8 protein-coding genes are annotated in these 10,591 nt (G+C 65.8%); 1 reads left to right on the top strand and 7 read right to left on the bottom strand.

All coding sequences use genetic code 11. The annotated features are described in order from the left end of the window. The first annotated feature begins 114 nt into the window (after positions 1 to 114). A complete protein-coding gene (locus tag NP552_RS21290; RefSeq protein WP_078479907.1) occupies positions 115 to 591 on the top strand; it encodes a PA2169 family four-helix-bundle protein in 477 nt (158 codons plus the stop codon). On the opposite strand, the gene NP552_RS21285 is transcribed toward NP552_RS21290, so the two are convergent. The 7 genes from NP552_RS21285 to NP552_RS21255 all read right to left on the bottom strand — a co-directional run bounded on the left by NP552_RS21285 (position 588) and on the right by NP552_RS21255 (position 10,471). Beyond that, a complete protein-coding gene (locus tag NP552_RS21285) occupies positions 588 to 2,090 on the bottom strand; it encodes a GGDEF domain-containing protein (RefSeq protein WP_043864390.1) in 1,503 nt (500 codons plus the stop codon). The two genes, NP552_RS21290 and NP552_RS21285, sit on opposite strands and share 4 nt — an antisense overlap. 176 nt (positions 2,091 to 2,266) lie before the next feature. Further along, positions 2,267 to 3,541: an OprD family porin gene (locus NP552_RS21280; protein WP_231390716.1), complete on the bottom strand. Its 1,275-nt coding sequence runs from the start codon at positions 3,539 to 3,541 to the stop codon at positions 2,267 to 2,269. A gap of 255 nt (positions 3,542 to 3,796) precedes the next feature. Further along, the gene (locus NP552_RS21275) at positions 3,797 to 4,018 is read right to left on the bottom strand and encodes a hypothetical protein (RefSeq protein WP_043864392.1); all 222 of its coding nucleotides are present in this window, start codon (positions 4,016 to 4,018) and stop codon (positions 3,797 to 3,799) included. Between the two features lie 135 nt (positions 4,019 to 4,153). Continuing rightward, complete coding sequence (locus tag NP552_RS21270) at positions 4,154 to 5,536, bottom strand: heavy metal sensor histidine kinase (RefSeq protein WP_274097128.1); 1,383 nt, start codon at positions 5,534 to 5,536, stop codon at positions 4,154 to 4,156. Continuing rightward, positions 5,511 to 6,185 (bottom strand): heavy metal response regulator transcription factor, encoded by a 675-nt coding sequence (locus NP552_RS21265; protein WP_043864394.1) that lies wholly within the window; start codon positions 6,183 to 6,185, stop codon positions 5,511 to 5,513. Before NP552_RS21265 ends, NP552_RS21270 begins: the two co-directional genes overlap by 26 nt. A 9-nt stretch (positions 6,186 to 6,194) precedes the next feature. Beyond that, entirely contained in the window at positions 6,195 to 9,296 is a 3,102-nt protein-coding gene (locus NP552_RS21260) for a multidrug efflux RND transporter permease subunit (protein WP_043864395.1), read from the bottom strand. Further along, a complete protein-coding gene (locus tag NP552_RS21255) occupies positions 9,293 to 10,471 on the bottom strand; it encodes an efflux RND transporter periplasmic adaptor subunit (RefSeq protein ID WP_254997808.1) in 1,179 nt (392 codons plus the stop codon). The genes NP552_RS21260 and NP552_RS21255 overlap by 4 nt, the downstream gene beginning before the upstream one ends. Between the last annotated feature and the right edge of the window lie 120 nt (positions 10,472 to 10,591).

The following is a 10,591-nucleotide window of genomic DNA, read 5'->3' as shown; positions in this document are numbered from 1 at the left end:
AAGGTTCAAAATTTTTATAAGTTGTTGATTTTAAAAGATTTAATTTTTAAAGAAAAGCTGGCATGAACACTGCTCCTGTACTACGCAACCACCCTCATGCAAAGGAGCACTGTCATGACCAACGTGAACAAAGACGTTATTTCGGTTCTGAACAACCTCATCGAGTACAGCAAGGATGGCGAGAAGGGCTTCAAGACTTCTGCCGAGGATGCCAAGAACCCGGACCTGAAGGCGTTCTTCCTGCAGCGTGAAGGCGAATGCCGTAGCGCCGCCGCAGATCTGCAGCAGCACGTGCGTTCCCTGGGCGGCGACCCGGAAACCACCACCAGCCTCAGCGGTGACATGCACCGCGCCTGGGTCAACCTCAAGTCTTCGCTGACCAGCAACGACGACAAGGCGGTGCTGGAAGAAGTGGAGCGCGGTGAAGACCACGCCCTCAAAGCCTACAAGGATGCCCTGGAAAAACTGGCCAAGCTGAATGTACCGGCAGGTGACCCGGCATATGCCCTGGTCGAGCGCCAGTACCATGGCGTGCAGCGCAACCATGACCAGGTCAAGGTGCTGCGCGACGCGGCCCGCGCACGTTCCTAACCGGCGTACACCTCTACCCGGTTGCGCCCGTTGCGCTTGGCGCAATACAGCGCATCGTCCGCACAGCCCAGCAAGGTCGAAAGATCCTGCTGGGCTTCTGGCGTCTGCAGGCCCACGCCAATGCTGACGGTCACCGGGTGCTGGTCGTCGCCGAACGGCGGCAGTGCCTCGACGCTGCTGCGGATACGTTCGGCCAGGGTCAGCACGCCGTTGAGGTCGGTCTCGGGCACGATGACCAGAAACTCCTCCCCGCCATATCGCGCAGCCAGGTCCGCCGGGCGGCGGATGCTGTGCGCGATCGTCGTCGCCACCTGGCGTAGCGCTTCGTCCCCGCCCTGGTGACCGTGGCGTTCATTGAACGCCTTGAAGTGGTCCACATCCACCATCAGTACCGCCAGCGGCCGCTGGCTGCGCTGGGCACGTGCCCATTCGCGGCGCAGTACCTGGTCGAGCTGACGACGGTTGGCCAGCCCCGTGAGGCTGTCGGTGGCTGCCAGTTCGGCCAGGCCCTGCTCGGCGCTGTGGCGCCTGCGCAATTCGCGCCCCAGCAGCAACGACAGCCAGAGGATGCCGATGCACAACAGGCCGGTAGCGATACTGACCACCAGTGCGGTACGCCGCCACGAGCCATAGACCTCGTCGGTGGACAAGGCCACCACCACCAACAGCGGCAGGTCGTCCACCCGTGAAAAGGTGTACAGGCGATGCTTGCCGTCCAGGCTCGAACGCGCAGTGAAGCTGCCGTTGCCCTGGGCCATTGCGCGCTTGAAGTTGGGTTGCTCGGACAGGTCGGCGCCGATCAGCGGGTCGCTGGGCAGCGAAGGGTGGCGGGCGAGCATCACGCCGTCGCTGTTGAACAGGTTGACGCTGCTGTCGCGGCCGATGTCCAGGCGCTGGAACAGCTCGCTGAAGTAGGCCAGGCGCAGGGCGCCTGACGCGATACCGGCGAAGGCCCCATCGGCATCGTTGATGCGCCGGCTGAAACTGATGCACCAGTCCAACTCGCCCAGGCGTGCCTTGAATGGCGGGCTGATGACCAGGCCCAGGCCGGGGTTGTCGCGATGGGCCTGGAACACCCTGCTGTCGGCAAAGTTGGCGCTGCGTGGCACCACGCTGGTGGAGTCGGCCGCCACGTTGCCGTTGCGGTCCAGCCACAGGATGTCGCCGCGTAACGGCACGGTGAAGGCCTGGTTGAACAGCAGTTGCTGGCGCAGCGGCGCGGCCACGCTGGCCAGCTCAGGGCGCTGGATGGCCCAGATCAGTCCGTGCAGCGACAGGTCGTAGAGCTCGACGTTGCGCACGATGTCGGTGTCGATCAACTGCACGATATTGCTGGCCGAGCGTGCGGCCGCCTGGCCCACGTTGGCTTTTTCGCGTACCAGCAGGAAAGTCACGATGGTGATGATGGCCAGAACCGCCAGGCAACTGCCCAGGTTAAGGATCAACTCCGGATGAGTCCTGTACAGGGTCGGGCGCTGGGGCGGAAGGCGCGAAGGCATGATGGAGGTGATTCGTACCGCTGTCGTTGAAAGGGCAGGTGCGAGGCGGCGGTATTCTAGGCGGGTGCAGATTGTCGGACAAGCTGTTGCTGGTGCCGATTGATGTACGGCATCTTGGGGCTATTTGCAGGAAAAGAGCCTGCATCCTGCAAGCTCTTTGGCGCATGGCGGTGGGATCAGAAGACGTTGAGCGGGTATTCGACGATCACGCGGTATTCGTCCACATCGTTGTCGACCTGGGCGTAGCCCTGGCTGCCACGGTGCGAGGCCCAGCGCAGCAGCACGCTGAGGTCCTTGAGGGAGCCTTGCTGGAAGACGTAGGCCAGGTCCATGTCGCGTTCCCAGTGGCGCGCATTGTCGCCGTCGGCGCTGTACCAGTTGCTGTAGCCGGCGCTGGCCGGGTCGACCTTGCTCAGGTCCAGCTTGCCGCGCGAGTACGACACGGCGGTGGTCAGGCCGGGCATGCCGACGCCGGCGAAGTCATAGGCGTACTTGAGTTTCCACGAACGCTCGCCAGGCCCGTTGAAGTCCGAATACATCTGCGAGTTGTCCAGGTACACGCTGTCGCCCAGGGTGATGTAGTCGAACGGCGTGTTGCCGTTGACCCGCTGGTACACCGCAGTGACGGTGTGGTTACCCACGCCGAGCGCCAGATGCAGGCTGTAGGTGTTGTTGTCGATGCTGCCCAGCAGCGCATCGCCGGTGTCCTGGGTGTGGTAATAGTGCAGGCCGGGGTTGAGGCTGACGCCGTCGGCGAGCTGCCAGGTGTAGTCCAGGTCCAGGTAGTACTGGTTCCACACGTCCTTGAGTTCGGCGGCGTACAGGCTGCTGGTAAAACCTTCGACCGGTGCCCAGGCTGCGCCGGCCCAGTTCAGGTGACGGCTTTCGCGGTCATCTGGCAGGTTGCCGTAGGTAGCGCCGATGCGCTTGTGGCCGCTCTGGTTGTAGAGCTTGGTGAAGCTGGCCTGGCCGCCTTCCAGTTGCAGCCCGTCGATGCTGTTGTTGGTCAGGCTGACGCCGCGGAAGGTCTGCGGCAGCATGCGCGTTTCGCCACCGGCGATCACCGGGTTGGTCAGGAACAGGTCGCCGGCACGCAGTACGGTGTCGAAGGCCTTGAGCTTGATGGCAGCGCCGGCATTGGAGAACGAATCCGGGGCCTTGCCCAGTTCGCCATCGTCCTTGTAGTGGTAGGGCAGGATGCTCGAACCCGCCGTACCGCCACCGCCGTCGAGCTTGAGGCCGAGCATGGCATGGGCATCCAGACCAAAGCCCACGGTGCCCTGGGTGAACCCGGACTCGAACTTGCCGATGAAGCCCTGGCCCCATTCACGGTTGTCGTGGTTGCCGCGCTGCAGCTGGTTGCGGTTGAGGTAGTAGTTGCGGCTGAGCACGTCGAGGTGCGCACCTTCGACGAAGCCTTCGGCCTCGTCGGCCTGGGCGTGCAGGGGCATCGTTGCAGCCAGCGCAACGAACAGCGGGGTCAAGCGAAACGCGTGGATCACCGGTGTGGACTCCTTGAGGTGAGGGATGCAGCTTTTTATTGTGCGAAGCGGTGTTTTCTTGTGAGGACACATCTCTGGCCGCAGAACCTTTTGTCCAGGCCAAAAAAAAGCCGCTGATAGCAGCGGCTTTGAAAGACGGCCACGCAGGCGAACACGTCGCCAGCGCAGCAGTCGAGGGAATAGGAGAGAGGCAGAGGCAGCGTATCAGCTGTCTTTGTCGGCACTCGCAGAACCTTTGGACGCGGTCTGCTCCAGGTTTTTGGCGTGGTCCTGCTGCTGGGCGAGGGCTTCGCGGCCTTGCTGCGCGGCAGCGGCGCGGGCGGCGTACTGCGCCACGAAAGCAGGGGACTCCTCGGCCATGGCCAGGGGCGAGAGCAATACGGACGACAGGACGAAAATACTGGCAATACCCATACTGTTGGACATTTGAAGCTACCTTCTTGCATAGCAAGCTATCTATTTGGTGTGGGTACGATAGTCCTCGGTGGGGGGTTGAAACAGAGGGGATTGGGCAATGCACTGTTGCATTTCGGGCAACAGTCGAGCGCAGCGATGGGGGCTTCAGGCCGGCAACAGAATCCCGAAGGTATTGGCCCCCGCCTGGCTGCGGGCAAACACGCTGCCGCCATGCATCAGCGCAATCGCCTTGACGATCGCCAGCCCCAGCCCATGGTTGCCCACGGCGCTGTTGCTGCGCGCGGCATCCACCCGGTAGAAGCGCTCGAACAGGCGAGGCAGGTGCACGGCCTCGATGGCCGGGCCCGGGTTGCTCACGGCAATGCATACCTGCTCGCCCTGACGCTCGATATGCACCTGGATCACCTGCTGGCGGGCCGTGTGCTGCACCGCATTGTTGAGCAGGTTGATCAGCGCCCGGCGCAACTGCGCCTTCTCGATGCGCGCCCGTGCATCGCCGCTGACCTGCACCCGTACCTGGGCGTCCTCGAGGATGTAGTCCAGGTAGTCCAGGGTGGTCGCCACTTCCTCGGCCAGCGAGCTGCTGGTCAGCGCTGTGGCCTTGTTGCCCTGGTCGGCACTGGCCAGGAACAGCATGTCGTTGACGATGCTGCGCAGCCGCTCCAGTTCCTCCAGGTTCGATTGCAGTACCTCGAAGTAATGTTCGGCGCTGCGACCGCGGGTCAGCGCCACCTGGGTCTGGCCGATCAGGTTGGTCAGGGGCGAGCGCAGCTCATGGGCCACGTCGGCATTGAACCCCTCCAGGCGTGAATAGGCCTGCTCGACCCGCTCCAGGGTGGCATTGAAGGTGCCGGCGAACTGTTGCAGCTCTGGCGGCAGGTCGGCCGCATACAGGCGTGCGCTCAGGTGCGGTGGCGCCAGTTGCTGGGCCTCGGCCGACAGCGCCCGCAGCGGCCGCAGGCCGATGCGGGCAGCCCAGTAGCCCAGGGCCGAGGCCAGCAGCACGCCGATCACCGCCAGGCTGATCAATGCCCCCAGCAGGGTGTGCTGGGTGTGCCAGAAGGTTTCGGTATCGATGCCGAGCAGAAAGCGCAGGGCAGGGCGCCGGTCCAGCGCCGGCAGCTCGCTCACCAGCACCTTGTACGGGTACGGCCGGCCCTCCATCTGCAGGTCGCGCATGCCCAGCGGGCCGGCGGCAAAGTCGCGTAGCGCGGCGTCGGGCTGGCCGTACTCGTAGTGCGCGTCGCCACTCACCACCCAGAAGCGGATACGCCGGTCTTCCTCGCCCAGCAGGTTGAGCTTGTTGGTGATCTTGGCCCAGTGCTCCCGGGTGCCATAGCGGGTCAGCGCCGATTCCAGCACGCTGTAGCGGGCGTCCAGCTCGGCCTCCGGCAGCAGGTCGAGGCTGCGGTCGACCTGTTTGTACAGGGCACCGCCGATCAGCAGGAACACGCCCAGCGCCACCAGGCTGAACAGCAGGCTCAGGCGCAGGGCGATGGAGTTAGTGCGCACGGCTTTCCAGTACATAGCCCATGCCTCGGATGGTGTGCAGCAGCTTGGTCTCGAACGGGCCGTCGAGCTTGGCGCGCAGGCGCTTGATGGCGACCTCCACCACGTTGGCGTCGCTGTCGAAGTTGATGTCCCACACCAGCTCGGCAATCGCGGTCTTGGACAGGATCTCGCCCTGGCGGCGCGCCAGCACGCTGAGCAGCGAGAACTCCTTGGCGGTCAGTTCCAGGCGCTGGCCGGCGCGGCTGGCCTTGCGGCTGATCAGGTCCACCCACAGGTCCGCGACCTGGATCTGCACCGGCTCGTGCCCGCCGCTGCGGCGGGTCAGCGCCTGCAGGCGCGCCACCAGTTCGAGGAACGAGAACGGCTTGCCCAGGTAGTCGTCGGCGCCTTCGCGCAGGCCGCGGATGCGGTCTTCGACGCGCTCGCGGGCGGTGAGCATGATCACCGGGGTCTGCTTGCGTGCACGCAGGGCGCGCAGTACGCCGTAGCCATCCAGGCCCGGCAGCATCACGTCGAGCACGATCACCGAGTAGTCGCCCTCGAGGGCCAGGTGCAGGCCCTCGATGCCGTCCGGGGCGAGGTCCACGGTAAAGCCTTGTTCGGTGAGGCCGCGATGCAGGTAGTCGGCGGTCTTCTGTTCGTCTTCGATAATCAGCACGCGCATGGTCGGCTCTCAGTTCTCGATCGGCCGGGCCGCCGGCAGGTCGTTGCGGCGGCGGTGGAACAGGCGCTCCAGGGCCAAGTATATGACCGGCGTGGTGAACAGTGTCAGCGCCTGGCTGACCAGCAGCCCGCCCACCACCGCGATGCCCAGCGGCTGGCGCAGCTCGGCCCCGGCCCCGGCGCCGAGCATCAGTGGCACCGCGCCCAGCAGGGCGGCCAGGGTGGTCATGATGATCGGACGAAAGCGCGTCAGGCACGCCTCGTGGATCGCCGCCTCTGGCGCAAGCCCGCGCTGGCGCTGGGCCTCCAGGGCAAAGTCGATGAGCAGGATGCCGTTCTTCTTGACGATGCCGATCAGCAGCACCACGCCGATCAGGCCCATGATGGTGAAGTCCTGGCCCATCAGCCACAGCAGCGCCAGTGCGCCAAGGCCCGCCGAAGGCAGGGTGGAGATGATGGTCAGCGGGTGCACGAAGCTCTCGTAGAGCACCCCCAGAATGATGTACACCGCCACCAGCGCGGCCAGGATCAACCACGGCTGGCTCGACAGCGAACTCTGGAAGGCCTGGGCCGCGCCCTGGAAGGTGCCGATGATCGAGGCCGGCATGCCCAGCTCGCGCTGGGTGCGTTCGAGGATGCTCACCGCATCGCCCAGGGCTACCCCCGGTGCCAGGTTGAACGACAGGTTGGCGGCCGGGAACAGCCCGTCGTGGCTGATCGACAGCGGCCCGGTGCTGGGCGCCGCGACCTTGGCCAGCGCCGCCAGCGGCACCATCTCGCCACTGAGGGGCGAGCGCAGGTAGAAGTAGGCCAGGCTCTCGGCCTTGCCACGCTGGCGTGCATCGATTTCCAGGATCACCTTGTACTGGTTGGTCTCGGTCTGGAACTCGCTGATCTGACGCTGGCCGAAGGCGTCGTACAGCGCCTGGTCGACGTCGGCGGTGGTCAGGCCGAAACGCGCGGCGGCCTGGCGGTCGATGTCGATGCGGGTCACGCTGGCGCCCAGTTGCAGGTCGTTGGACAGGTCGCGGAACGCCGGGTTGGCGTGCAGACGTTCGGTCAGGCGCTGGGTCCACAGGTTGAGTGCCGGGCCGTCGTTGCTCTTGAGCACGTACTGGTACTGGCTGCGGCTGGGCCCGGAGCTGAGGTTGATGTCCTGCCCGGCCCGCAGGTACAGCACCAGGCCCGGCACCTGGGCGGCCTTGGGGCGCAGCCGGTCGATGAACTCGCTGGCCGACACATCGCGCTGGGCAGGGTCCTTGAGGGCGATCCAGAAGCGCCCGTTGGCGATGGTCTGGTTGCTGCCGGTAACCCCCACCGAGTGCGAGAACGCGCGTACCGCAGGGTCGGCCTCGATGATCTTCGCCAGCGCCTGGTGCTTGCGCACCATGTCCGGGTACGACACGTCGGCCGCGGCCTCGGTGGTGCCGAGGATGAAGCCGGTGTCCTGCACCGGAAAGAAGCCCTTGGGAATGGCCACGTAGCCGCCGATGGCCAGGGCCAGGGTCACGAAGAACAGCCCGAGCATCAGCCGCTGGTGCGCCAGGGCCCTGACCAGCAGCCGATCGTAACCGGCCACCAGGCGTTCGCCGAAGGTCGGCGCGGCGTGCTCGGGGTGTTGCGGGCGGCGCATGAACAGCGCGCACAGGGTCGGCGCCAGGGTCAGCGAGACCACCACCGAAATCAGGATGGTGGAGGTGGCGGTGAGGGCGAACTCCTTGAACAGCCGCCCCACCACGCCCCCCATGAACAGCAGCGGAATGAACGCGGCCACCAGCGAGAAGCTGATCGAGACAACGGTGAAGCCGATCTCGCCGGCGCCCTTGAGGGCAGCCGTGCGGCTGTCGTCGCCGGCCTCCAGGTGCCGGTGGATGTTTTCCACCACCACGATGGCATCGTCCACCACAAACCCCACGGCGATGACGATGGCCACCAGGGTCAGGTTGTTCAGGCTGAAGCCGAACAGGTACATCAGCGCGAAGCTGGCCACCAGCGATACCCCCAGCACGCTGGAGACGATCAGCGTGGCCGACCACTGGCGCAGGAACAGCGCCATGACCGCGATCACCAGCAGCACGGCGATCAGCAGGGTGATCTCCACCTCGTGCAGCGAGGCGCGGATGGTCTGGGTGCGGTCGCTGAGCACCGACACCTGCACCGATGCCGGGAGCATTTCCTCCAGGTGCGGCAGCGCCTGCATGACCCGGTCCACGGTGTCGACGATGTTGGCCCCGGGCTGGCGGAACACCACCAGGTTGAGGCCTTCCTGGTCGCCGGACCAGGCTTTGACATAGGCGTTTTCGGCGCCGTTGATGACCGTGGCCACGTCCTTGAGGTGTACCGGGGCGCCGTCGCGGTAGGCGACGATGAGCTGGGCGTATTCATCGGGGTGGAACAGCTGGTCGTTGGTGGCCAGGGTCGACACGCTGCTGTCGCCGTACAGCGCGCCCTTGGCCAGATTGAGGCTGGTCTGCTGGATGGCCTGGCGCAGGTCGGCCAGGGTCAGGCCGATGGCGGCGAGTTTTTCCGGCTGGGCCTGCACGCGAATCGCCGGGCGCTGCTGGCCGGTGATGTTGACCAGCCCGACCCCGTCGATCTGGCTCAGCTGGCGTGCCAGCAGGGTTTCGGCGTAGTCGCTCAGTTCGTTGGCCGGCATCTGCGCGGAGCTGACGGTCATGATCAGCACCGGGCTGTCGGCCGGGTTGACCTTGCGCCAGGTGGGCAGGCTCGGCATGTCCTGGGGCAGGCGCGAGGAGGCGGTGTTGATCGCGGCCTGGACTTCCTGGGCGGCGGTGTCGATGTTCTTGTCGAGGGTGAACTGCAGGATCAGGCTGGTGGAGCCCAGTGCGCTGCTGGAGGTCATCTGGGTCATGCCGGGGATGGCGCTGAACTGCACCTCCAGCGGTGTGGCCACCGACGAGGCCATGGTCTCGGGGCTGGCGCCGGGCAGCTGCGCGCTGACCTGAATGGTGGGGAAGTCCGCTTCGGGCAGCGGTGCCACCGGCAACTGCGGGAACGCCACCACGCCCAGCAGCACCAGGGCGAAGGTCAGCAGCAGGGTGGCCACCGGGCGGTCGATGCACCACGCACTGATCGAGCTGCGCCCGCTCATGGCTGCACACCGCTGCCGGCAACATCGTCGCCGACGGGCGCGGCGGGCGGGGCTGCCAGCACCTCGACCCGGGCGCCGGGCCTGAGCCGCGACTGCCCGTCGGCCACCAGCGTGTCGTTGACCGCTACGCCGCTGATCACGTTGAGGTTGCTGTCCTGGTACAGCACCTTGACCGGCACCACCGCGACCTTGTCGCCCTCGACGCGGTACACGAAGTGCTGGTCGATGCCCCGCTGCACCACGCCGGGGGGCACCACCAGCGCATCGCGCTGGATGCTGGTCTGGATCTTCAGGCTCACCAGTTGCCCCGGCCACAGGCGGGCCTGGGCATTGTCGAACGCGGCCTTGGCGCGCAGGGTGCCGGTGTTGGCGGCGATCTGGTTGTCGATCAGGCTCAGGTGCCCTTCACCCAGCAGCAGGCCGCCGCTGTCGCCGTTGCCTTCGAGGTAGGCACGGATCGGCGCCGGGGGTTCGGCGGCCACCAGCCCCTGCAGGGTCGGCAGCCATTGCTGCGGCACGGCGAACTCCACCGCGATGGGGTCGATCTGGGTCACGCTGAACAGGCCCTGGGCGTCGCTGGTGCGCACCAGATTGCCTTCGTCGATGTTGCGAATGCCCACCCGTCCGGTGACCGGCGAGCGGATCTGGGTGTACGACAACTGCACCTTGGCCGCGGCGATTGCTGCCTGGTTGCCGAGGATGCTTGCCTTGAGCTGGTTGACCAGCGCCTGCTGCTGGTCGAGGGTCTGGCGCGAGATGCCATTGTCTTCGCTGAGCAGGCGGTAGCGCCTGAGGTCGACCTCGGCCACCTGCTGCTGGGCCTGGCTCTGGCCCAGTTGCGCCTGGGCCTGCTCGAGGCTGGCGCGGATGCTGCGGTCATCCAGGGTGGCCAGCAGGTCGCCGGCCTGCACCGACTGGCCCTCCTTGACCAGGATCCGGGTCAGCACGCCCTCCACCTGGGGGCGGATCTGCACGCTGTGCAGCGACTGCACCGCGCCGATGGCGCTGAGGTAGTGCGGCACATCCTGCTGCTGCACCTGGATCACACTGACCGGGGTGGCCACGGGCATGGCCGGTTGGCTGGCCGTGTGGCGACCGAAAGTCAGGTACAGCGCCAGGCCCAGCAGCAACGCTATCAGGCCGAAAAAAAACACTCGAGAGCTGGAAATTCGCATGCGTGCACGGCGCCAGGGCAGAAAAAGGAGGGCTGTCAGTAGGTTATAGCTGCTACTGGGGGTCAGCAGTGTGACGCCCACCTGTCAGCGCTGTCAGCTGGCAGATGGCCAAGTGCCAAT

Origin of the sequence: Pseudomonas sp. 8209 (assembly GCF_028682105.1) — a bacterium.
GTDB lineage: Bacteria > Pseudomonadota > Gammaproteobacteria > Pseudomonadales > Pseudomonadaceae > Aquipseudomonas > Aquipseudomonas palmensis.
The sequence above is the reverse complement of the archived record's forward strand: the minus strand, read 5'-3'. Positions and strand labels throughout refer to the sequence as shown.

What these genes read in the sequence shown, in the direction of transcription:
- NP552_RS21290 (WP_078479907.1), top strand. Translation starts at nt 115, where the DNA reads ATGACCAACGTGAACAAAGACGTTATTTCGGTTCTGAACAACCTCATC.
- NP552_RS21285 (WP_043864390.1), bottom strand. Translation starts at nt 2,090, where the DNA reads ATGCCTTCGCGCCTTCCGCCCCAGCGCCCGACCCTGTACAGGACTCAT.
- NP552_RS21280 (WP_231390716.1), bottom strand. Translation starts at nt 3,541, where the DNA reads ATGCCCCTGCACGCCCAGGCCGACGAGGCCGAAGGCTTCGTCGAAGGT.
- NP552_RS21275 (WP_043864392.1), bottom strand. Translation starts at nt 4,018, where the DNA reads ATGTCCAACAGTATGGGTATTGCCAGTATTTTCGTCCTGTCGTCCGTA.
- NP552_RS21270 (WP_274097128.1), bottom strand. Translation starts at nt 5,536, where the DNA reads ATGTACTGGAAAGCCGTGCGCACTAACTCCATCGCCCTGCGCCTGAGC.
- NP552_RS21265 (WP_043864394.1), bottom strand. Translation starts at nt 6,185, where the DNA reads ATGCGCGTGCTGATTATCGAAGACGAACAGAAGACCGCCGACTACCTG.
- NP552_RS21260 (WP_043864395.1), bottom strand. Translation starts at nt 9,296, where the DNA reads ATGAGCGGGCGCAGCTCGATCAGTGCGTGGTGCATCGACCGCCCGGTG.
- NP552_RS21255 (WP_254997808.1), bottom strand. Translation starts at nt 10,471, where the DNA reads ATGCGAATTTCCAGCTCTCGAGTGTTTTTTTTCGGCCTGATAGCGTTG.